This is a genomic window from Duganella sp. Leaf61 (assembly GCF_001421905.1).
Taxonomy (GTDB): domain Bacteria; phylum Pseudomonadota; class Gammaproteobacteria; order Burkholderiales; family Burkholderiaceae_D; genus Rugamonas; species Rugamonas zoogloeoides.
Genome location: NZ_LMLM01000032.1, coordinates 247,988 through 270,612, shown reverse-complemented (window position 1 = coordinate 270,612; position 22,625 = coordinate 247,988). Strand labels below are relative to the sequence as shown.

The window sequence follows — 22,625 nt, the reverse complement described above, 5'->3', positions numbered from 1 at the left end:
TATGAGAAGGGCGTAGATATTACTGCGCGACCCAGCCGCCATCCATATTCCACGCCGCGCCGCGTACCTGGCGGGCCGCGTCGCTGGCCAGGAACACCGCCAGCGCACCGAGTTCTTCCGGCGTGACGAACTCGCCTGATGGTTGTTTATCCGACAGCAATGCCTTTTTGGCTTCGTCGTTGCTGATGCCGTCCTTGGCGGCGCGGTCGTCCACCTGCTTCTGGACCAGCGGCGTGAGCACGAAGCCCGGGCAGATGGCGTTGACGGTGACGCCGGTGCTGGCGGTTTCCAGTGCGCCCACCTTGGTCAGGCCCAGCAAGCCGTGCTTGGCTGCCACGTACGCCGACTTGCCGGCCGAACCGACCAGGCCGTGGGTGGAGGCGAGGTTGATGATGCGGCCCCAGTTTTTCTTGCGCATGCCAGGCAGCACCAGGCGCGACGTGTGGAAGGCCGAGCTCAGGTTGATGGCGATGATGGCGTCCCATTTCTCGATCGGGAAATCTTCGATATTGGCGACGAACTGGATGCCGGCGTTGTTGACCAGGATATCGACGCCGCCCAGCTTGTCGTCGGCAAAGGTGATCATCGCTGCGATGTCGGCCGGCTTGGACATGTCGGCGTTGTGATACAGCACCTGCACACCGAACTCCTTGGCCAGGTCCGCTTGCAGGCGATCGATCTCGGCGGCGTCGCCAAAGCCGTTCAGTATCACGTTGGCGCCTTCGGCCGCGAAGCTGCGCGCGATGCCGAGGCCGATGCCCGATGTTGAGCCTGTTACCAGTGCCGTTTTGCCGGTTAAACTTTTGTTCGTCATGGTGTCCTCTGGAGGGTTGGAGATAGAAGGCGTGCTGCGCTACACTGCGTTAGGATTTAAGCACATCGCCCGGTAAAATGTCATTAGAACCAACTTAAAAAATGATCAAGGAAACCGCATGACCGACGCCACCTCGAACTTTGTCACCTGCGTGTCACCTGCCGGCCTGCACCGGATGGCGTACAAGGAGTGGGGCGACCGCGACAATCCGCGTGTACTCATCTGCGTCCACGGCGTCACACGCGTCGGCGACGACTTCGACCACCTGGCGCGCGCCTTGTGCGATGAGTACCGCGTGATCTGTCCCGACGTGGTCGGCCGTGGCCGTTCCGGCCGCTTGCAGAACCCGCAGTTCTACCGCATCCCCCAGTATGTCAGCGATATGGTGACCTTGCTCGCGCGTGTGACCAATGGCAGAGAGGATCAGACGGTGGACTGGTTCGGCACGTCGATGGGCGGCTTGATTGGCCTGGGCCTGGCGTCATTGCCGGGCAACCCGATCCGCAAGCTGGTGCTCAACGATATCGGCCCGGTGCTCGAGCCGGTCGCGCTGCAGCGCATCGGCGACTATATCGGCCAGGACTTGCGGTTCAACTCTTTCGATGAAGGCGCGCAGTTCATCCGCGATGTGTCGGCCTCGTTCGGCCCGCATACCGAGCAGGAATGGCACAAGCTGGCCACCGACGTGCTGCGCCAGGATGCCGACGGCAAATGGGTGCGCCACTACGATATGGGCCTGGCGCTGCCGTTCCGTTCGGTCACGCCGGAGTCCGCCAAGGCCGACGAGGCCATGCTGTGGGCCGCCTACGACGCGGTGCAGTGCCCGACCTTGCTGGTGCGCGGCGCCAACTCCGACCTGCTCACGCGCGATACCGCGCAGTTGATGACGCAGCGCGGACCCAAGGCCACGCTGGTGGAAATCGCCGAGGTGGGCCACGCGCCCACCTTCATCCACGACGACCAGATTGCGATTGCCCGCGCGTTTTTGCTCGGCAAATAAAATACTAATTAAATACTAAGCAAGCAACCACATAATAATAATTTTTAGGAAACCACTATGGAAATTACACGACTGCACGTCGGCCCCCGCCTATCCGAAGCGGCCATCCACAATAACACCGTCTACCTGGCCGGCCAGGTGCCTGACGACACCAGCCTCGACATCGTCGGTCAAACCCGCGAAGTGCTGGCCCACATCGACCGCCTGCTGGCCGAGTGCGGCAGCGACAAGACCTGCATTCTCAGCTGCCAGATCTACCTGGCCGACCTGGCCGACTTCGACGGCATGAACCAGGAGTACGACGCCTGGGTGCCCGGCGCCCACTCGCCGCCGCGCGCCACCGTGCAAGCCAAACTGGCCAATCCCGATTGGCGCATCGAAATCGTCGTCGTCGCTGCCCAGCGCTAGGAGCATCATGGTTTCAACCACCGCGCTGGCTGGCGCCACGTCCGCCACCACCGATCCCTTGTTGTCGGGCCTGTCGCCCGACGACAGCATCCGCATGCAGTCCGCGCTCGACTTTGCCGGCGAGGCCTATGCCGGCCGCGTCACCAGCAACGGCCAGGGCGCTCTTGAATTTGCCACCGGCGTGGCCGCCACGCTGGCCTATATGCGCAGCGACGTCGAAACCCGCATCGCCGGCCTGGTGTTCGAGCTGACCTTGCTCGACCCGGCCCAGGCGCCGCTGGTCGAGCCGCGTTTCGGGTCCGAAGTCGGCGACCTGGTGGCTGGCGTGCGCCAGCTGATCCGGCTGCGCGAACTGACGCAAAGCCAGGCCCCGGCCCAGTCTGCCACCGGTGGTCCGGCGCGCGGCCGCAACGCGGCCCAGCAGGCCGTGGCGCAAGTGGAAACGCTGCGCAAGATGCTGCTGGCGATGGCGTCCGACATGCGCGTGGTGCTGGTGCGGCTCGCGTCGTGCGTGACCACCTTGCGCTATTTCGCCGACATCAAGCTGTTCAACGACATGACCTGCGCTTACGGGCGCGAGACGCTGGACCTGTACGCGCCGCTGGCCAACCGGCTCGGCATCTGGCAACTGAAATGGGAGCTGGAAGACCTGTCGTTCCGTTTCATCGAGCCCGATGCGTACAAGCGCATCGCCAAGATGCTCGAAGAAAAGCGCATGATGCGCGAAGGGTTTGTCACCAACGCGATTGCCCGCCTGCAATCAGAGATGGCAGCGGCTGGCATCGAAGCCGAAGTGTTCGGCCGGCCCAAGCACATCTACTCGATCTGGAGCAAGATGAAGGGCAAGGAGCTCGACTTTACCGACCTCTACGATGTGCGCGCGTTCCGCGTGATCGTGGCCGACGTCAAGACCTGCTACACGGTGCTGGGCGTGGTCCACAATATCTGGACCCCGATTCCCAAGGAATTCGACGACTATATTTCGCGGCCCAAACCCAACGGTTACCAGTCGCTGCACACGGTGGTGACGGCCGAAGACGGCCGGCCGCTGGAAGTGCAGATCCGCACCCAGGAAATGCACAGCTTTGCCGAGTACGGCGTGGCCGCGCACTGGCGCTACAAGGAAGGCGGCGCCAACTCGGTCGGCCAGAAGTACGAGGAAAAGATCGCCTGGCTGCGCCAGCTGCTGGCGTGGAAAACCGATGTGGCCGAATCGGTGGTGGGCGAGGAAGACCAGCAGCGCGAATGGGTGGAAAAACTCAAGTCGGCCGCACTGGACGACCGCATTTTCGTGCTGACGCCGCAAGCGCGCGTGATCGAACTGCCGGTGGGCGCCACCCCGATCGACTTCGCCTACTATTTGCACAGCGACGTGGGCCACCGCTGCCGGGGCGCGCGCGTCGATGGCATCATGGTGCCGTTGAATACGCAACTGAAAAACGGCCAGACCTGCGAGGTGATCACGGCCAAGGGCGCGCCGGGCACGGCCGGACCGTCGCGCGACTGGCTCAGCGACGAATACACGGTTGCCACCCGTACGCGCTCGAAAATCCGCGCCTGGTTCCACGCAATCGACATGCAGGAAACCCTGTCGCACGGCCGCTCGATGGTGGAAAAGACTTTGCAGCGCGAAGGCAAGACCGCAGTCAACCTGGAGGCCCTGGCCAACAAGCTGGGCTTTGCCAAGGTCGATGACCTGTTCCTGTCGGTGGGCAAGGACGAATTCAGCCTGCGCCAGATCGAACACGCGTTGCACGACAGCGGCGAGCCGGTTGAACCGGTCGATGAGGTGTTCCTCGGTAAAAGCCGGGCATCGAGCACGGAGCAGGGCGCCAAGTCCGGCGTGCTGGTGGTGGGCACCGAAGGCTTGATGACGCAGCTGGCCAAGTGCTGCAAGCCGGCGCCGCCGGACGGCATTGTCGGGTTTGTTACGCGCGGCAAGGGCGTCTCGATCCACCGCGCCACCTGCAAGAATTTTGCCGAAATGCGCGCTAAGGCGCCCGAGCGCGTGATCGTCACCGAGTGGGGCCGCGCCGTCACCGACACGGTCTACCCGGTCGATATTTTCGTGCTGGCCAACGACCGCCAGGGCCTGCTGCGCGATATCTCGGAGGTGTTTTCGCGCGAGAAAATCAACGTCATCGGCGTCAACACCCAAAGTACCAAGGGCTTCGCGCGCATGACCTTTACGGCCGAAATCGGCGCCACGGCCCAGCTGCAAAAAGCCCTGAACGCCATTGCCGAAGTGGCCGGTGTGCAGGAGGCACGGCGCAGTTAACCACGACGCCACACCAGGTTTAGTGGCGGGGGACGTCGGTGGTGGAGCAGTTGTTGCGCGGCCCCCAGGCGGTGTCGTGGGTTACACAGACTGTCAGCCTGTTGTGTGCAGTGCCGTTGTCGACCAGGTTCACCACCGTACCGCCCCCAGCCCAGCCGCATAGTTCGCCATGCGGTATGTTCGTGCACTGACCATCGAGTACGGTGCGCTGCCAGGGTTGGTCGGCCGCTGGCGATGGCTTGGCCAGCGGCGGCGGCAGGCGGTGCAACATGGCGGTCAGCTGCGCATGGTCGCGCACCAGCGTCAACCGGTAGCCGGCTTCGCGTAACAGCCGCAGCAAACCTGGTCCTGCCGGCGTGTCCGGCAGGTGGGCAGCGCCCAGCACCATGAACGGCAAGCGCTGGCCGGCGGTCATCTGCGGCAGGCGCGCCAGCCACTCGCGGTTGCGGGCGGCCAGCAGGTAGCGATCGCTGTCGAGCCGGTTCTGTTCGATGGTCGGCGCATCCGCAGCTGCTGCACGGACCGCGCCGTTGCTCGACTTCACCGCCAACGCGATGCGCTGCACCCATAGCCAGTAGTTGGCATCCATCTTGGCAGCCTTTTCCTCCAGTTCACGGCGCTCGATCGCTGCAGCATCTTCAGGCTTGCCCAGTTGATCGAGCGGCGGCGCATGGCCGGCCTGGCGCAGTCGCATCTGCAATGCAGCCCGCGCCAGCGCAGTGCGTTGCGCCGGCGCCAGCGAGCAATACGCATGGTAGCTGCTGGCCGGCGTATCGACCGACGCAAACGGACGCGGATCGTCCAGCATCAGGCGGGTCGCATAATTGGCGGTTAGCCGGGCAGGCAACTCCGGTGCTGGCTGCGGCTGCCACGGCGGCGTGTTTCGTCCTGTCGAGTTGAAGTAGGCGTCTTCGAATACCAGCTGGAACCGCATGAAGCGGCTGAAGCCGGTCACTGGCGCCGATGGCGGAAACACGCCCCAGTACGAAGTGGGCAGCACTTCGGGCAACGCCGCGTTCAGTGCGGGGTCCACCTGGGCTTCGTCCGGCTGTTCGTCGGGGCAGGCCTGGTAGCGCAGGCTGGACTCGGCCTGGATTGGAGACGAGCGTTCGCTGAGCAACAGGCTGGAGGCGAGGAACGCTGGCGCGATCACGGTCTTGAAATAGCGGTCGTACTGGCTGCGCATGCCCGTATGCGTTTCAGGCAGCAGGAAGATCAACTGGCCGTTGCGTTCGGCAGCAACCAGGCGCGGCGGCAGCGGCCCGGCACCGGTTGCGTGCGCAGCACCAGCAAAGCACATGGCGCACAGCGTTAAAATCATCGACAGATTCCGCACAATGCCTCCTCAAGCATGAATGTGGTTTCATCTTACCGTTGAATTCCGGCATTCGTGTATCGAAGTGTAAGGAGCGACAACGTTATTTGATGATGACCTTCAGGGCTTGTTCGGCCGCCTGGCGCTCAACGTCAGGCAGGGGTCTTGTCAGCAGTAGGCGCAGGGTGGGCGCAAGCGGGCGGGCTGTTGCACCGGCCTTGGCGACGAGCTCAAGGTAGAATTGCAAGTGAGTCATGCCGTCGTAGAGCAACACCGTCGATAGCGCGGTCGCGATTTCTGGCTCGCCTTGCCATACATGGAGCAGGGAGCTGAAAACACCATAGGTTTGGCCGCCAAGCAGCTCGCGCTGCAGGCGCCGCAGCAGGGCCGGGACGGCGGCGTTCGACGGTTCGCTGTCACGCGCAACGGCAAACAGCGCATCGCGGCTGCCGGCATCGATGGCTTTTGCCAGCAGCAGGTTGACTTCGGGCCGCTCGGCCGGCGTGGCCACCTCGGCGAACTGCACAGCGGCGGTTTCCAGCAGCACTGGTTGGCGGGCGGCGTGGCGCAACAGCACGCGCAGGCGTTGGTCTTGCGGTATCAGGCGGGTCAGGGCAATCAGGGCGGGGCGCGCCGAGGGTGCTGGACGACGGCCGGCGGCGATCAGCGCCGGCACGTATGCCTGGCTGTGCTGTGCATGCTGTCCCAGTATCCGCGCCAGCTGATCGGCGTTGCGGTCCCTGCCATCAATGACCACGCCCGCAATGGCGGGCAACATCGGCTGCCAGAAAGCTTCGACGCGCTGCTGGCGCACGGCGATCGGCAACTCGCGCCGGTTCAGCTCGCGCGCTATCCCGGATGCCACCTGATCTGCTGCACCGATGCGCTGTTCGTCACCCGATGCAAAATCCTCGGCCAGGAAGCGGCCCAGGTCGTCCGGTGGTTCGCCGGTTTGCGCCACGATACGCGCAACGCTGCGGGCGATGCATGCGCGCGGCGGCGGCTGTTCGCGCTTGACCAGTGCAAACAAGGCCGATGGCGTGGCCAGTGCTTCGGTGGCCAGTTTTCTCCCCCACAAGTGGGTCGGAAAGCCACACACGACACTGTGGATGCGTTCGGCATCGTCGCTGGCCAGCGCCTCGCGCAACATGCCTGCCGGATCGCAGGCAGCGCCGGCCGCGTTGGCCAGGTCAAGCGTGACCGGTTCGGTGGGTTGCAAATCGTCTTCCACTTCGAGCAGGCCGGCGCGGCCGCGCACTTGCAGCAGCGCTGGTGGCGCTGTGCAGCTGGCATGGACCAGGTCGCGACCGTCGCCGCGCGCGGTCACGCCCAGCTTGCGGCGTTCGCATAACGACGACGCATATTCGATCGCCTCATACGCTGCGCCCGGCGTGCGCGACTGCGATTGGTACATGACGATGCTGCGGTACGGCGCGTAACTGTCGGGCAGTTCGTAGTGAAAATTGCCGACCACGACTGCTACGATGTCGGAACAGCTTGCGCCGGCCCGCATGGGCAGCATCGTGCGCGCCAGGGCGCCGTTCATCGCCAGGGCAATTGGGCCTGGCGCCAGCGGCGTGGCGTCGATGGTGAACTGCGTGGACGTCCGCATGCCTATGGCGGGCTCACCGGTATAGCGTATGGTGTAGCGCGCACCGGGCTTGAAGCCGCCAGCCGGTCCCACCCGAGCCAGGGACGGATATGCACCGTCGTTGTCGTCGAAGCGGGGCCAGGTCACCTGCGCCGGCCGCGGTGCGTCGTCGCGATCGGACGTGATGCTGAACGAATCGGGCGCCACCGTGCCCTGGTGTCGGCGCGGGACCAGGAACAACGCGCCACGCGCATTCGACGGCAGGCGCTCCAGGTCCGCATGGATGAAGCCCGAGCGCGGGTGATTGACACAACTGCAGGCCAGCGCCGCCTCACTCCACAGCAGCGCACCGAGCGCCAACAGCGCCATCAGTATCCGCATTGCATACTGGACTGCTGTGGCGTATCGTGGCATGGCCGCTCCCGGTTGTCGATATGACTATCTTACTGCCGGGAATAAATGAATGGCATGGCTACCGACGAATAGTCATCGCGCCGATTATTCCTGCTGCGCCATGAGGTTTCGTGCGCGCGCGGCGATCGATTGCGTCAGCAGATGCACGTGGTAGCCATCGACAAAACCATGGTGCGCCTGCACCGAAAACGGCACCATCATCATGCCATCGGCCTGGGCGTCGCCGAAGCGGCCCCAGGCCAGCGAGGGGATATCGTAGTCGGCATGGCGGTAGATCGGATGCTCGACCGAGGTGAGCTTGAACCACGGCATGCAGGTGATGTGGACATTCTGCTTCTGCTCGAGCGGCGTCATCAACGGCCCCATATTGGCCAGCTCGGTGCGCGCCTCGGCGGCCTGCTTGGCCGCCAGGCTGCGCGCGATGAACGTGGGCAGATCGTCGGTCATCTCGAACTTGGTGATATTGAGATCGTTGTTATGGTTGATCACCGTGTACGACGCGGCAAAGTTGTCGAGCTTGATCACCTCGCCATCGAGCACGCGGTACATGAAATTGTCGATGCCCTTGACGGCATTGAGCACGCAATACAGGAAGAAGTGGAACGGCGGCAGGCCGTTGGCCTTGCAATAAGGCCGGAAGTCCGGCATCGGCAGTTCGAAGCTGAGGTTGACGAGCGGTTTTTCAAAGGACGCAAACAGTTCATAACGGTCGCGGCGTTTTTCGAAGTTGTGCATGGTGCTGTATATGGTGCTAGTTGGTGGAGGAGCCAGGAGTGGCCGGCGACACGGCGTCGGAAAGCTTGTCGATGAGGTAGAGCAGGTGTGTGCGCACGTTGTCGGCAACGCGCACCGCCGGCCCCAGGGTGGGACCGACTGCGTATTGCAGTTCCTGGCTCCACTTGTCAGACAGCATGTCGAGACACCTGGTCTGCAACTGGCCGCGCATGCGAAACAGCGTCATCAGCGTGTCCATGCTGGGCCAGGATGGGCGCTGCGCAGTGTCCTCACGCGATGGCTCGAAACCTGCCTTGCAGACCAGCTCCTTGACGCGCACGGTGTCGACGCGCGCGACAGCGTCGTTCAGCATGGCCGTGGCGGTGCAGGCGCCGGCAGCAGCCCGGTTGAAGTCGATCCGCAAGTCATTGGTCACTTGCAGGCGGTCTTCCACTTCGAGCAGTCCGGCACGGCCGCGCACCGTCACCGGCAACCCCGGTTGCTCGCAGCTGGCGTGCAGCAGGTCGCGTCCCTGGCGAGCGGTGATGGCGTCCAGCGCCCATGGCTGGCACAGCGAGGGCTCGTACGCGATCAGGCTGGCCGAGCCGTCGGCATTGCGGGTTTCGGACGCGTAAATCATGGCGCTGCGGTAATGCGCGTAGTGGTCGGGAAGTCGATAGTCGAACTCGGCCACGACAGCCGCTTGCTGGGTGGAGCACAGGCCGCCATCATTACTCAATCGGAGCAGTCGGCGCACCGGTGTGCCGGCCTCAGCCAGTCGATAGGTGCCCACCTCGAGCGCGGTGGCATCGATGGTGAATGAGGTGCTCGCCGGAAAACGCCAGAAGTCAGTCTTGCCTTTGTAGCTGATTGTATAGCGTGCGCCGGGGCGGAATCCGCCTGCCGGACCCACCCGCGCCAACCTGCGCTGCGACAACTGGCCGGGCTGCTTGATACCGAGTTCGGGCCAGGTGATCAGCACCTTGAGCGGCGACTTTTGTCGGTCGGAGACGATTGTAAACGAGGCCGGGACCAGCGTGGCACCGGTTGTCGGCGGCAGCTGGAACAAGGCGCCGCGCGCATTGGCGGGCAGGCGCTCGAGGCTGGCGTGGATGAAGCCGGCGTCTTCGCCAAACTCGCAGGAGCAGGCCGATGCATTGCCTGCCGAAAATGTCAGCAACCCTGCCAACCACACTGCTAGCAGCGCCCACATCATGGCTGACGCCCGGGCGCCTGCGCCACCTCCGCCTGCAAGGTAATATGGTCGATCCCATGCTTATCGAGCAGCATCGCCTTGATCGCCTGCAGGATCTCCGGCCAGCGCTGCAACTCGACGATCTCCACGTGGCCGATCAGCGCCGGTTCGCCTGGCGACATGTCCCACACGTGCAGGTCGTGCACCGAGCACACGCCGTCGATGTGCTCGAGGTCGGCGCCCACGGCCAGGTAGTCGATCGGCTCGGGCACGCCGCCCATCAGGAAGTGGTACGACTCGCGCAGCACGCCGATGGTCGAGCGCAGGATCAGCAGCGCGACGAACAGCGACAGCAGCGGGTCGATCTGCATCCACCCCGTGTAATAGATCACCGCGCCCGAGACCAGCGCCGCGACCGAACCGAGCAGATCGCCCATGACATTCACGAGGGCGGCGCGCGTATTCATATTGCTGTCGCCGCGCGACAGCATCCAGGCCAGCACCAGGTTGATCAGCAAGCCGATGCCGGCCACGACAAATACGGTGGAACCGTGCACTTCCTCGGGCGTGGAAAAACGCTGCGCCGCTTCATACACAATCCACGCCACCAGGACCAGCAGCACCAGGCTGTTGACGAAAGCGGCCAGCGCCTCGGCGCGGCCGAAGCCGAACGAGTGGCGCGCCGACGGCGGCCGCTTGGAAATCATTTGCGCCAGCAGCGCCAGGCCCAGCGCGGCGGCGTCGGTCACCATGTGGCCGGCGTCGGAGATCAGGGCCAGCGAGTTGGCCATGAAACCGGTGACCGCTTCCACCACGGCAAAGCTGAGCGTGAGCAGCAGCGCCCAGGCCAGCACCTTCTGGCTGCGCTGCACGCTGACGTGCTTGTATTTGGCATCGTCGCTGCGGTGCTCGTGCAGATGGGCGGATGGGGAGGCGGCGCGAGTTTCTAAGGACATGGCTGTTCTTGTGTATGAATAGATACAGGCAGTTTACTGGAAGCAGGGACAGCGTGCGCTATCGTCATAGTGCTAATCGTAAATCTTTCCTATGAAGCCCCTTGTCATTCTGCTTTTCGCTCTCTATAATGCTGGTCTTCGGGCGGTTAGTTCAGCTGGTTAGAATACTTGGTCGACATCCAAGGGGTCGGGGATTCGAATTCCTCACCGCCCACCAGAATTCGCAGTATCGCAGTAAAGAGTAGTAAAAAGCGCAGTAAAATGCAGTACAAAAGGGCGGTTAGTTCAGCTGGTTAGAATACTTGGTCGACATCCAAGGGGTCGGGGATTCGAATTCCTCACCGCCCACCAGAATTCATGTAAGAGCGAGAAAGGCATCCCGGTTATGACACCGCGAACTACTACCAAGCTTTGGGAGTGACGCTAGTCGAACGGGAACCTTTTTGCTCAAAAAAAGAGAAAACGCGGCTAGTCCGCGTTTTTTTTCGTCCGCGTTTTTTAATTCAATGTACCAACAGGCGCGCCATGCGCCCACAGGGAGAAATTCATGATTTCAGTCCGCCTTCCAGATGGCTCCGCCCGCGAGTTCGAGGGTCCCGTCACCGTAGCCCAAGTGGCGTCCAGCATTGCCACCAGCCTCGGCAAAGCCGCGCTGGCCGGCAAGGTCGACGGCAAAGTCGTGGATACTTCCCACTTGATCGAGAAAAACGTCGACCTGGCCATCATCACCGACAAGGACCCCGAGGGTCTGGACGTGATCCGTCACTCGACCGCCCACTTGCTGGCCTACGCTGTCAAGGAGCTGTTCCCCGATGCGCAAGTAACCATCGGCCCGGTGATCGACAACGGCTTCTACTACGACTTCTCGTACAAGCGTCCGTTTACGCCCGACGACCTGGTGGCGATCGAAAAGAAAATGACGGAACTGGCCAAGAAGGACGAGCCGGTCACGCGCAAGGTATTGCCGCGCGACGAAGCTGTAGCCTACTTCAAGTCGATCGGCGAAGCGTACAAGGCGGAGATCATCGCCTCGATTCCGGCCGACCAGGATGTGTCGCTGTACAGCGAAGGCGGTTTCACCGACCTGTGCCGTGGTCCGCACGTGCCATCGACCGGCAAACTGAAAGTGTTCAAATTGATGAAGCTGGCCGGCGCCTACTGGCGCGGCGACAGCAAGAACGAAATGCTGCAGCGCGTGTACGGCACGGCCTGGGCCAAGAAGGAAGACCAGGAGCAGTACCTGTTCCAGCTGGAAGAGGCGGAAAAACGCGACCACCGCAAGCTGGGCAAGCAGCTCGACTTCTTCCATTTCCAGGACGAGGCGCCTGGCCTGGTGTTCTGGCATCCGAAAGGCTGGACCATCTGGCAGCAAGTGGAGCAATACATGCGCCACAAGTACCAGGTCAATGGCTATCAAGAGGTCAAGGCGCCGCAGATTCTCGACGCCAGCCTGTGGGGCAAGACCGGTCACTGGGATAACTATCGCGAAAACATGTTCGTCACCGAGTCGGAAAACCGCTCGTATGCACTGAAGCCGATGAACTGCCCGGGCCACGTGCAGATCTTCAACAGCAATATGCGTTCGTACCGCGACCTGCCGCTGCGTTACGGCGAGTTCGGCCAGTGCCACCGCAACGAGCCGTCGGGCGCGCTGCACGGCATCATGCGCGTGCGCGGCTTTACGCAAGATGACGGCCACATTTTCTGCACCCACGAGCAGATCGAGCCGGAAGTGGTGTCGTTCCACACGCAGGCGATGGAAGTGTATGCCGATTTCCACTTCCATAATATCGAAGTGAAACTGGCGCTGCGTCCGGACAACCGCATCGGTACCGACGAAGTGTGGGACGAGGCCGAAGAAGCGTTGCGCTCGGGCTTGCGCGCCTGCGGCGTGACCTGGACCGAATTGCCGGGCGAGGGCGCGTTCTATGGTCCGAAAATCGAGTACCACTTGAAGGATTCGCTGGGCCGTCCATGGCAAGTGGGCACCATGCAGGTCGACTTCTTCATGCCGGAGCGTTTGGGCGCCGAATACGTGGCAGCGGACAACACGCGCCAGGTGCCGGTCATGCTGCACCGGGCGATCGTCGGTTCGATGGAACGTTTCATCGGCATCCTGATCGAAAACTATGCGGGCGCGCTGCCGGCATGGCTGGCGCCGGTGCAGGTATCGGTCCTCAATATCTCGGATGCGCAGGCCGAATATGTGCAACAAGTGGCTGAAAAGCTGCGCCGCAGCGGGTTCCGCGTACAGACGGATTTGCGTAATGAGAAAATAAACTATAAAATACGTGAACATTCCGTCCAAAAACTGCCGTACATCCTCGTGGTGGGCGACAAGGAGCGGGATGCCAACACTGTGGCCGTGCGGGCCCGGGGTAATGTCGATTTGGGCGTCATGTCCATCGATGCCCTGATCGAGCGTCTGTCGCAAGACATCGCCAACAAAGCCTGATCGCACGCGCCAGTTATCAAATTTTAAAAGGAATCACCATAGCTACTGACAAGTCGCATCGCATCAATGGCGAAATCACTGCCCCCGAAATGCGTTTGAGCGGGGTCGATAACGAAGCACTCGGTATCGTGACTTTGGCCGAAGCCTTCCGCCTGGCGGAAGAGGCAAACGTCGACCTGGTCGAGATCGCCCCTACGGCGGTCCCGCCGGTTTGCCGTTTGATGGACTACGGCAAATTCAAGTACTCGGAGCAGAAAAAGGCTCACGAGGCGAAATTGAAGCAGAAAATCATCTCCGTGAAGGAAGTCAAATTCCGTCCGGGTACCGATGATGGCGACTACAATATCAAGCTGCGCAACCTTATCAAGTTCCTCGAGGAAGGCGATAAGACCAAGATCACGCTGCGTTTCCGCGGTCGTGAAATGGCGCACCAGGATATTGGCTTCCGTATGCTGGAACGTCTGAAAGCCGACCTCGAGCCGCATGGCCAGGTCGAGCAGTTCCCGAAAATGGAAGGCCGCCAGATGATCATGGTCCTTGCTCCTAAGAAAAAGAAGTAAGTTGCCGTGACAATGTGGCAAAGAAGGGCGTCCACGCGGGCGCCTTTTTTATTTGCTGCATCTTGAATGAAAGTCGGCTATAATCGTCGGCTGTAGTAAATGTAGTGGACTCGCATCCGCTGCACAAACAAGTGAGAGCAGGCATCTAAGCGTAACGTAGTTACCACCTGTAATCCTGTTTCGATATGGAGCTGTCCGTAAAACGACAGAATATCTATGCCAAAAATGAAAACCAAAAGCTCCGCGAAAAAACGTTTTCGCGTACGCCCAGGTGGTACCGTTAAGAGTGGTCACGCTTTCAAGCGTCACATTCTGACCAAGAAAACCACCAAATCCAAGCGCCAGCTGCGCGGTATCACCAATGTCGATGCGGCAGACGTGAAATCGGTTCTGCGCATGATGCCATCGGCTTAATCTCACACTCAATTTAAGGAGTTACTATGCCTAGAGTAAAACGTGGGGTTACAGCTCGTGCCCGTCATAAAAAAGTCTTAAACCTGGCCAAGGGTTACCGTGGTCGTCGTAGCAAGGTTTACCGTGTTGCCAAGCAAGCAGTTATGCGCGCTGGCCAGTACGCCTACCGCGACCGTCGTAACAAGAAGCGCGTCTTCCGCCGCCTGTGGATCGCCCGTATCAACGCCGCTTCCCGTGAGCATGGCGTGACGTACAGCGTATTCATGAACGGTCTGAAGAAAGCTGCAATCGAACTGGACCGTAAAGTCCTGGCCGATATGGCAGTGATGGACAAGCCAGCATTCGCTGCGATTGTCAACGTAGTCAAAGCACAAATCGCTGCGTAAGCATTGATTGATGATGCGGCCCTTCGCGGGGCAGCGTAAAGGACGGGGCAAAGGTGTGAACCTGTGCCCCGTTTTTGATTGAGGATAAGAAACGCATGTACTCCCTGGAACAACTCGTTGCCTCAGCAGTGCAGGATTTCACGGTCGCGCAAGACGACGCCGCCGCACTGGAAAATGCCAAAGCCAAATACCTGGGCAAGACCGGCCAGATCACCGAATTGATGAAGGGCCTGGGCAAGCTCGACCCGGAAGCACGCAAGGCGCAAGGCGCCATGATCAATGCTGCCAAGCAGCAGATCGAAGCGGCCCTGACGGCCCGGCGCGACGCGCTGGCCGACGCCCAGCTGCAAGCCCGCTTGAACGCCGAGGCGATCGACGTCTCCCTGCCAGGCCGCGGACGCGCCGGCGGTGGACTGCACCCGGTGATGCGTACCTGGGAGCGGGTGGAAGAGATCTTCCGCTCGATCGGTTTCGACGTGGCCGACGGCCCCGAAATCGAAAACGACTGGACCAATTTTACTGCCCTGAACAGCCCGGAAAATCACCCGGCCCGTTCGATGCAAGACACTTTCTACATCGACGGCAACGACAGCGAAGGCAAGCCGCTGCTGCTGCGCACCCACACCAGCCCGATGCAGGTGCGCTACGCGCGCAGCCACACGCCGCCGATCAAGGTCATCGCGCCCGGCCGTACCTACCGCGTTGACAGCGATGCGACCCACTCGCCGATGTTCCACCAGGTTGAGGGCCTGTGGATCGCCGAGAACATCAGCTTTGCCGACTTGAAGGGCGTGTACCTGAACTTCGTCAAGGCCTTTTTCGAGACCGACGACCTGCAAGTGCGCTTCCGGCCGTCGTATTTCCCGTTTACCGAACCGTCCGCCGAGATCGATATCGCGTTCGGCTCGGGTCCGCTCAAGGGCCGCTGGCTCGAGATTTCCGGTTCCGGCCAGGTCCACCCGAGCGTGGTGCGCAATTTCGGTCTCGACCCGGAAAAATACATCGGCTTCGCGTTCGGCTCCGGCCTCGAGCGCCTGACCATGTTGCGTTACGGCGTGAACGACCTGCGGCTGTTCTACGAAGGCGATCTGCGCTTCCTCAAGCAGTTCAACTAACACCTCAGCGACGGTCGAGCGCCGCCCGTGCTGGCGCTCCCGTGGAACAATTCTTAGAAAGCTAGATTATGCAATTCTCCGAAAACTGGCTCCGCACCATGGTCGATCCGAAGATGACTTCGGACGAACTGGCCCACCTGCTGACGATGTCCGGCCTGGAAGTGGAAGAGGTCGAACCGGTCGCGCCGCCGTTCTCCAACGTGGTCGTCGGCCTGGTGCGCGACATGGCCAAGCACCCGAATGCCGACCGCCTCAACGTCTGCCAGGTTGACGTCGGTACCGGCACCTTGCTCACCATCGTGTGCGGCGCGCCAAATGTGCGTCCCGGCCTGCACGTGGTGTGCGCCATGGCTGGCGCCGTGCTGCCGCCCGGCGTCGATGGCAAACCGTTTGAAATCAAGGTGGGGCAATTGCGCGGCGTCGAGTCGCAAGGCATGTTGTGCTCGGCCAAGGAACTGAAATTATCGGAAGAGGGCAGTGGCCTGCTGGAATTGCCGGACGATGCGCCGGTGGGCCAGAACTTCCGCGACTACTACGCGCTCAACGACCTCAAGTTCACCATCAAGCTCACCCCGAACAAGGCGGACTGCCTGTCGGTGCTGGGCGTGGCGCGCGAAGTGTCGGCGCTGACCGGCACCGCGCTCAACGCGCCCAGGTTCAGCGCAGTGCCGGTCACCAGCGATGAAGTGTTGCCGGTTAAAATTTCGGCCCCGGACCTGTGCGGCCGTTTCGCCGGCCGCGTCATCCGCAACCTCAACGCCAAAGCCGCCACGCCGGACTGGATGAAGCAGCGCCTCGAGCGCAGCGGCCAGCGTTCGGTGTCGGCACTGGTCGATATCTCCAACTACGTGATGCTGGAACTGGGCCGTCCGAGCCACGTGTTCGACCTGGCCAAGATCCACGGCAGCCTCGACGTGCGCTGGGCGAAGGAAGGCGAAACCCTCAAGCTGTTGAACGGCAACACTGTTGCGCTCAACGAATGGGTAGGCGTGATTGCCGACGAACAGGAAATCGAATCGCTGGCCGGCATCATGGGCGGCGATGCCACGGCTGTGTCGCTCGAGACCGAGTCGATCTACCTGGAAGCGGCGTTCTGGTGGCCGAGCGCCATCCAGGGCCGTGCCCGCAAGTTCAACTTCTCCACCGACGCGGCGCACCGCTTCGAGCGCGGCGTCGATTACGCCACCGTGGTTGAGCATATCGAACGCATCACCGCGCTGCTGGTGGAGATCTGCGGCACCGCCGCCACGCAAGTGGGCCCGGTCGATGACCAGATCGTCAACCTGCCGCAACGCACCCCGGTGCAATTGCGTACCGCGCGCGCCCAGAAAGTCATCGGCGTGCCGCTCGACGATCAAGTCATTGCCGACATCTTCACCCGCCTGGCGCTGCCGTTCACCTTGGCTGACGGCGTATTCTCGGTGACCGCACCAAGCTACCGCTTCGACATCGAGATCGAGGAAGACCTGATCGAGGAAGTGGCGCGCGTGTACGGCTTCGAGAACATCCCGGCCGTGGCGCCGGTCGCTGCCAACACCATGGTGATCGCGCCGGAAAACACCCGTTCGCTGTTCGCCGTGCGCCACCAGCTGGCCGACCTGGGCTTCCAGGAAGTGGTCAACATGAGCTTTGTGGAAGCGGCGTGGGAGCAGGACTTCGGTGGCAACGCCAATCCGATCAAGCTGCAAAACCCGATCGCCAGCCAGATGAGCGTAATGCGCTCGACCCTGGTGGGCAGCCTGGTGGCCAACGTCCGTTACAACCTCAACCGCAAAACCAACCGCGTGCGAGTGTTTGAAGTGGGCGCCATCTACCAGCGCGACGACAGCGTGGCCGACGGTCCGCTGGCGGTCGCTGGCTACCGGCAACCGAAGCGCGTGGCTGCGATGGCGTACGGCAGCAATGCTGACGAGCAGTGGGGCCAGGACAGCCGCGCGGTCGATTTCTTCGACCTGAAAGCCGACCTCGAGCACCTGTTCGCACCGCAAACGCTGCGCTTCGAAAAAGCGGAACACCCGGCGCTGCACCCTGGCCGCTCTGCCAACGTGCTGCTGGGCGGCCAGGTGATCGGTTTCATCGGCGAGCTGCACCCGCGCTGGATGCAAAAGTACGAGCTGCCGAATGCACCGGTCGTGTTCGAAGTCGATGCAGTTGCTTTGCAGCAACGCACTGTGCCAGAATACGTCGAGATCTCCAAGTTCCCGGGCGCCACGCGCGACTTGGCCGTGGTGGTTAAGCAGGACGTGGCCGCGCAGGATGTACTCGATGCTTTCCATGCCGCAGTGCAGGCGAGTCCGCAGGCCAAGTTGGTGCAAGCCATTGTTTTGTTTGATGAATATCGCGGCAAGGGCCTCGAAGCGGACGAGAAATCGCTTGCTTTCCGGTTTAGCTTACAAGATACTCAAAACACCCTGCAAGACGATGTGGTCGAGGCCATCATGACCGCAGTGGGGAGTGCCGCGCAGCAGAAACATGGTGCGCGCCTGCGGGCGTGATAGCATAGCGGGCTGGCAAAAAGCTTGGCTAAGCTGTAGCTGAGCCAGCACAAACTTTTCTTTTTATCATCCGGGAGTCCGGCCATTTGGTCGGGCTCATGCGTTTTTAAAGGCAGGGCAGGAAAATTAATAATCACGACGTTGATTCCGCCGTACTCCAGTCAGCATTGGCTGCCGATTTGCACCGGGCCATGCAAGTGGCCAAGGTACGCCAGGATGCAGAAAAGGATTTGCCCACGCTGACCAAGGCGGAGCTTGCCGAACTGCTGTTCGAGCAAGTGGGCCTGAATAAGCGCGAGGCCAAAGACATGGTGGAAACCTTCTTTGATGAAATCCGCAACGCGCTTGAGCGCGGCGAGGCGGTCAAGCTGTCCGGCTTCGGCAACTTCCAGTTGCGCGACAAGCCGCAGCGTCCTGGCCGCAACCCCAAGACCGGGGAAGAAATTCCCATCACGGCGCGTCGCGTCGTGACCTTCCATGCCAGCCAAAAACTCAAGGGCATGGTCGAAGAGAGCAATCCGATGGCGCGCGCCGCCTGACCGGAGCTGATTCTTGATAAACGATCGTCCCGCCAAATCCGAGCTGGTGGCTTTGCCACCGATCCCCGCCAAACGCTACTTCACCATCGGCGAAGTGAGCGAACTGTGTGGCGTCAAGCCGCATGTGCTGCGTTATTGGGAGCAGGAGTTCACCCAGCTCAAGCCCGTCAAGCGGCGCGGCAACCGCCGCTATTATCAACACCACGAAGTGTTGCTGATACGCCGTATCCGCGAACTGCTGTATGAACAAGGGTTCACGATCAGCGGTGCGCGCAATAAACTCGACAGCCGTGCCTACGGCGGCATCCAGGAAGAGTATGATGCACAAGCGTCTGTCAACGACATTGCCCCGGTGGACGTTCCTGCTCCGCTGGACCGCGAGTTGATACGTAGCGAACTGCTCGATATTCTCGGTCTGCTCAGGCAAGGGCAATAACACCGCGTGGTGCGCACCGCTGGCGAACGATACGTCAAAAGTGTGATTGCTGATATACTTTCAATATTATTTAATAAGTCAGCGACTGCTGAAATACGGTGGCGTGAAGTCCGGCCCGCGCCCAAGGCGCGTATGCCGGACACGACGAGAGGAAACAATGATACGCGTTGCCATTTGTGACGACCATCAAATAGTAAGAGCAGGTTTCAAACAGATTTTTTCGTCTTCGGACGATTTCGATGTGGTGGCGGAAGCCGGTACCGGGCGTGAAGCGCTCGACATTGCGCGCCGCGAAATCTGCGATGTGCTGTTGCTCGATATCGCCATGCCAGATCAAAGCGGCATCGATACCCTGCGCACCATCCGACAAGGCCAGCCCGACCTTCCGGTGCTGATCCTGTCCGGCTATCCGGCGCAGCAGTACGCACTCAACCTGTTCAAGATGGGCGCTAACGGATATCTGAACAAGGAATGCGAAGCGGACGAGCTGATGACCGCCGTGCGCACCGTGTACCAGGGTCGTCGTTATGTCAGTTCCACCGTCGGCGAACTGCTGGCGCAAAGCTTCGACCGCGACCCCAACACGGCGCTGCATACCGAGTTGTCGGACCGCGAGTTCCAGGTGTTTCTGCGCCTGGCACGTGGCGCCACCGTGTCCGATATCGGTGTGGCGCTGTCGCTCAGCATCAAGACCGTGAGTACTTACCGTACCCGCATCATGGAAAAAATGGGCATGCAGTCCAATAGCGACTTGACCTATTACGCCATGAAAAACAATCTGCTTGACTAACAAACCACGCCTGATTCCGCAGGGAAATTCCTTGTGGTGCGGGCGGGCATCTATCTTTTCTTTGCGCACTGTTGCAGTGCGCACTCATCTTACTTCCCGTCTATAATTGATTGGCTTGGGCGTGCTGTCGCCTTACTGATTGAAGGAAGAGGATGTATTTCACCGTCGATTCAGCGCCGCATCGTCGCTTGCCGCTGTACAAGACTGTCCTGTGCGTCACCTGCGCCTTATTGTTGATCGTTAACGGGTTCAGCCTGTTCCACAACCTGCAGGCGCTGCGCGGCGCCCAGGTCCTGATCGGTCAGACCGCCCGCGTCGCCGACCGTCTCCAATACCTGAATGTGCTGGTGCTCGACGCCGAGAGCAGCATGCGAGGCTATTTCCTGTCCGACCATGACGCCTACCTGGGCCCCACGCGCACCGCGCTGGCCGAGAGCGAAGCGGAGTTCCGCGAGCTGGAAAAGCTGCTGGCCGATAATCCCAACCAGCTGAAAAACCTGGCGCAATTAAAAACCCTGGTGCGTCGTCGCCTGACCATCATGACCCAGTCGCTCGACGTCTATCGAGAAGGCGGGCTCAGCGAAATCGTCAAGATCGCGCGCGTGAGCGACGGCCGCGCCAGCATGGATGAAATCCGCCTGCAGGTGGTCATCATGGAGCAGGAGCAGAACGAAACGCTCAAGGCCCGCAGCGCCATGTTCTACGAGGAATACCAGAAGGCCGTGATACTGGGCATGGGCATCAATGCGGTCGCCATCGTGGTGCTGATCATGTTCTACCAGCTGGTGGGGCGCAGCTTCGCCACCCGCGCCGAGGCCGAACATGCGCTGAAAATTGCCAACGAAAACCTGGAATCGCAGGTCGAGCAGCGTACCGAGCAGCTGTCGGTATTGTCGCGCCACCTGATCAGTATCAGCGAAGAGGAAAAGGTCAGGCTGTCACGCGAGCTGCACGATGAAATCGGCGCCCATTTGACGTCCATCAACATGGACATCGCGGCGGTCACCATGAAGTTGCAAAAGACCGATCCCGAACTGGCGGCCCAGCTCAAGCGTGCGCGCGGTTCGCTGGTGGAAGTGGTGGAAATGAAGCGCCGCATCGTCGAGAACCTGCGCCCGAGCCTGCTGGACAACCTGGGCCTGTGCGCGGCGATTGAAAGCTATTGCCAGGAATTTTCCCGCATGGCGACGGTGCGCTGCGACTGCGATGTGGACGACGAGATCGAATTGCTGACGCGCGATGCCGGCGACCTGTCGATCGCCTTGTTCCGCATTGTCCAGGAATCGCTGAACAATATCCGCAAATACGCCAAGGCCAGCCGGGTTTCGGTCATGCTCAATCGTAACCAGGAAGGCCTGATGCTGCGCATCATCGATGATGGCGTGGGGATTTCCGCCGCTAACATCGAAAAGCCGATGTCGCACGGCTTGCTGGGCATGCGCGAACGCGCCTTGCTGCTCGGCGGCACCCTGAATATCCGGCGCGGCCGCAATGACTGCGGGACCTGTATCGAAGTGGCGATACCCGTGCATGACAATGTGGCGCCGCAAGAAGAAAAACGGGCCGCGCCCGCTTTCATGATGGAAGAGCGCCGGGCTGCGCCGGCGGCTTAAAACCCTATATCGGTAAGGAATGAGGTGCTGCTTGCGCGCCACCTGTTTAGACGGGTAATTCCTGAAATCGTGCTGCGCGGTTCGTTACCGCCGGTGGTAGCGCAAGCGCAGGTGAGCTGAACAACGGAGTAGCGGCGATAACGGCATGCGATCAGCAGCGGCCGACATCGACCAGCAGGCGATCGTATTCGGTCTTGGCGACCTTGTAGCATTCACCAGCATACGCTTCCAGTGCCGAGCGGTCGAGCACGGTGATATTGCCGCGGCGGTAGGTGATCAGGCCTTCGTCCTGCAGCTTGCCGGCTGCGGCGGTAATGCTCTCGCGACGTACGCCGAGCATGATGGAAATCATTTCCTGCGTAACTTTCAGCGCATTGCCTGGCGAACGGTCGAGGCGGTCGAGCAGCCAGCGGCACAGTTTCTGTTCGATCGAGCTGTGGCGGCCACCGACGGCGTTTTGCGCCATCTGGGCGAACAGCGCCGTGTTGTAGCGCATCAGCAATGCAGGCAGGGCGCCGCCCTGGCTGAACGCTGCGCGCAGGTGCTGGGTTTTCATGCGATAGCCGTAACCGGCCGCTTGCGTCACGGCGCTGCACATGGCGCGCTCGCCATCGAACAACGACACGCCGATCACGCCTTCGTGGCCGACCACGGCAATCTCGGTGGTGGCGCCGTCTTCCATGACGTACAGCAACGAGACGATGGCGGTGGTGGGGAAATACACATAATCCATGGCGCCGCCGAATTCGAACAGTTCCTTGCCGAAGGGCAGGGTCACCAGTTCCAGGTGCTCGAACAGCGATTCGAGAACATCGCGCGGCAGCGCGGCCAGCAATTCATTTTGCTGGGTGCCGCTGTAAGTGACCACGGGCCGCGACGACGCCTTGACGTGGTCGGCGCCGACTGAAAGACGGCGCGGTACCGGTGCGACGGTGGCGTTGCTTGGGACGTTGATCATATTTTTCCTCGCTGATGTCTGACTAATTCGATGTTTCAGGCGTTACTTTGAAAGCTTTGTGTGAGTTACCTCACGTATAGGCCCCATCGTATGGGCAATGTTAATTCCCGAACATAAGACGAGGGGGCGCCCCTCTGTAGGCATGGGCTACACAGTCTTGTAGGTCTGGTCCTACGTCG

At 61.3% G+C, this 22,625-nt stretch carries 20 protein-coding genes and 2 tRNA genes; 15 read left to right on the top strand and 7 right to left on the bottom strand.

Annotation, left to right across the window (positions count from 1 at the left end):
• Window positions 1-19: 19 nt before the first annotated feature.
• Window positions 20-814 carry a 3-hydroxybutyrate dehydrogenase gene (locus ASF04_RS24840; RefSeq protein ID WP_056147809.1) on the bottom strand — a complete coding sequence of 265 codons (795 nt, stop codon included), beginning with the start codon at window positions 812-814 and terminating at the stop codon, window positions 20-22.
• Between the two features lie 118 nt (window positions 815-932).
• Between ASF04_RS24840 and ASF04_RS24835 the strand changes: the two genes are divergently transcribed.
• From ASF04_RS24835 to ASF04_RS24825, 3 genes are read left to right on the top strand one after another with little or no spacing between them, the layout of a single operon-like run.
• Window positions 933-1,814: an alpha/beta fold hydrolase gene (locus tag ASF04_RS24835; RefSeq protein ID WP_056147806.1), complete on the top strand. Its 882-nt coding sequence runs from the start codon at window positions 933-935 to the stop codon at window positions 1,812-1,814.
• 57 nt (window positions 1,815-1,871) lie between these two features.
• On the top strand, window positions 1,872-2,222 hold the full coding sequence (locus ASF04_RS24830) for a RidA family protein (RefSeq protein WP_019919787.1): 351 nt from the start codon (window positions 1,872-1,874) through the stop codon (window positions 2,220-2,222).
• Between the two features lie 7 nt (window positions 2,223-2,229).
• On the top strand, window positions 2,230-4,500 hold the full coding sequence (locus ASF04_RS24825) for a bifunctional (p)ppGpp synthetase/guanosine-3',5'-bis(diphosphate) 3'-pyrophosphohydrolase (RefSeq protein WP_056147804.1): 2,271 nt from the start codon (window positions 2,230-2,232) through the stop codon (window positions 4,498-4,500).
• A 19-nt stretch (window positions 4,501-4,519) separates the two neighbouring features.
• On the opposite strand, the gene ASF04_RS24820 is transcribed toward ASF04_RS24825, so the two are convergent.
• The 5 genes from ASF04_RS24820 to ASF04_RS24800 form a co-directional block, all read right to left on the bottom strand.
• Window positions 4,520-5,821, bottom strand: coding sequence for a TraB/GumN family protein (locus ASF04_RS24820; protein WP_056147800.1), 1,302 nt, complete (start codon window positions 5,819-5,821; stop codon window positions 4,520-4,522).
• 97 nt (window positions 5,822-5,918) lie between these two features.
• Entirely contained in the window at window positions 5,919-7,820 is a 1,902-nt protein-coding gene (locus ASF04_RS24815) for a hypothetical protein (protein ID WP_156368763.1), read from the bottom strand.
• Window positions 7,821-7,904: 84 nt separating this feature from the next.
• Window positions 7,905-8,555, bottom strand: a complete 651-nt coding sequence (locus ASF04_RS24810; RefSeq protein ID WP_056147795.1) for a CatA-like O-acetyltransferase — start codon at window positions 8,553-8,555, stop codon at window positions 7,905-7,907.
• A gap of 16 nt (window positions 8,556-8,571) precedes the next feature.
• A complete protein-coding gene (locus ASF04_RS24805) occupies window positions 8,572-9,750 on the bottom strand; it encodes a hypothetical protein (protein ID WP_056147792.1) in 1,179 nt (392 codons plus the stop codon).
• Complete coding sequence (locus tag ASF04_RS24800) at window positions 9,747-10,685, bottom strand: cation diffusion facilitator family transporter (protein WP_056147790.1); 939 nt, start codon at window positions 10,683-10,685, stop codon at window positions 9,747-9,749. Before ASF04_RS24800 ends, ASF04_RS24805 begins: the two co-directional genes overlap by 4 nt.
• A gap of 140 nt (window positions 10,686-10,825) precedes the next feature.
• Between ASF04_RS24800 and ASF04_RS24795 the strand changes: the two genes are divergently transcribed.
• From ASF04_RS24795 to ASF04_RS24740, 12 genes are all read left to right on the top strand, one after another.
• Window positions 10,826-10,902 (top strand) — tRNA-Val (locus ASF04_RS24795).
• Window positions 10,903-10,959: 57 nt separating this feature from the next.
• Window positions 10,960-11,036 (top strand) — tRNA-Val (locus tag ASF04_RS24790).
• Between the two features lie 196 nt (window positions 11,037-11,232).
• The gene (gene thrS / locus ASF04_RS24785) at window positions 11,233-13,140 is read left to right on the top strand and encodes a threonine--tRNA ligase (RefSeq protein ID WP_019919778.1); all 1,908 of its coding nucleotides are present in this window, start codon (window positions 11,233-11,235) and stop codon (window positions 13,138-13,140) included.
• 20 nt (window positions 13,141-13,160) lie between these two features.
• Entirely contained in the window at window positions 13,161-13,700 is a 540-nt protein-coding gene (infC, locus tag ASF04_RS24780; protein WP_255360930.1) for a translation initiation factor IF-3, read from the top strand.
• Window positions 13,701-13,916: 216 nt separating this feature from the next.
• Window positions 13,917-14,114 (top strand): 50S ribosomal protein L35, encoded by a 198-nt coding sequence (gene rpmI, locus ASF04_RS24775; RefSeq protein ID WP_026636906.1) that lies wholly within the window; start codon window positions 13,917-13,919, stop codon window positions 14,112-14,114.
• Window positions 14,115-14,140: 26 nt separating this feature from the next.
• Window positions 14,141-14,500 carry a 50S ribosomal protein L20 gene (gene rplT / locus ASF04_RS24770; RefSeq protein WP_026636905.1) on the top strand — a complete coding sequence of 120 codons (360 nt, stop codon included), beginning with the start codon at window positions 14,141-14,143 and terminating at the stop codon, window positions 14,498-14,500.
• A 95-nt stretch (window positions 14,501-14,595) separates the two neighbouring features.
• On the top strand, window positions 14,596-15,615 hold the full coding sequence (pheS, locus tag ASF04_RS24765) for a phenylalanine--tRNA ligase subunit alpha (RefSeq protein ID WP_056147787.1): 1,020 nt from the start codon (window positions 14,596-14,598) through the stop codon (window positions 15,613-15,615).
• A 68-nt stretch (window positions 15,616-15,683) separates the two neighbouring features.
• The gene (gene pheT / locus ASF04_RS24760) at window positions 15,684-18,110 is read left to right on the top strand and encodes a phenylalanine--tRNA ligase subunit beta (RefSeq protein WP_056147784.1); all 2,427 of its coding nucleotides are present in this window, start codon (window positions 15,684-15,686) and stop codon (window positions 18,108-18,110) included.
• A gap of 191 nt (window positions 18,111-18,301) precedes the next feature.
• Window positions 18,302-18,649, top strand: coding sequence for an integration host factor subunit alpha (locus ASF04_RS24755; protein WP_019919772.1), 348 nt, complete (start codon window positions 18,302-18,304; stop codon window positions 18,647-18,649).
• Window positions 18,650-18,665: 16 nt separating this feature from the next.
• Window positions 18,666-19,085 carry a MerR family transcriptional regulator gene (locus tag ASF04_RS24750; protein WP_026636904.1) on the top strand — a complete coding sequence of 140 codons (420 nt, stop codon included), beginning with the start codon at window positions 18,666-18,668 and terminating at the stop codon, window positions 19,083-19,085.
• A 157-nt stretch (window positions 19,086-19,242) separates the two neighbouring features.
• On the top strand, window positions 19,243-19,875 hold the full coding sequence (locus ASF04_RS24745) for a response regulator transcription factor (RefSeq protein WP_026636903.1): 633 nt from the start codon (window positions 19,243-19,245) through the stop codon (window positions 19,873-19,875).
• A gap of 152 nt (window positions 19,876-20,027) precedes the next feature.
• Window positions 20,028-21,488, top strand: coding sequence for a CHASE3 domain-containing protein (locus tag ASF04_RS24740; protein WP_056147780.1), 1,461 nt, complete (start codon window positions 20,028-20,030; stop codon window positions 21,486-21,488).
• A 151-nt stretch (window positions 21,489-21,639) separates the two neighbouring features.
• Here the strand turns inward: ASF04_RS24740 and ASF04_RS24735 are convergent, their stop codons facing one another.
• Window positions 21,640-22,446 carry a Crp/Fnr family transcriptional regulator gene (locus ASF04_RS24735; RefSeq protein WP_056147778.1) on the bottom strand — a complete coding sequence of 269 codons (807 nt, stop codon included), beginning with the start codon at window positions 22,444-22,446 and terminating at the stop codon, window positions 21,640-21,642.
• Between the last annotated feature and the right edge of the window lie 179 nt (window positions 22,447-22,625).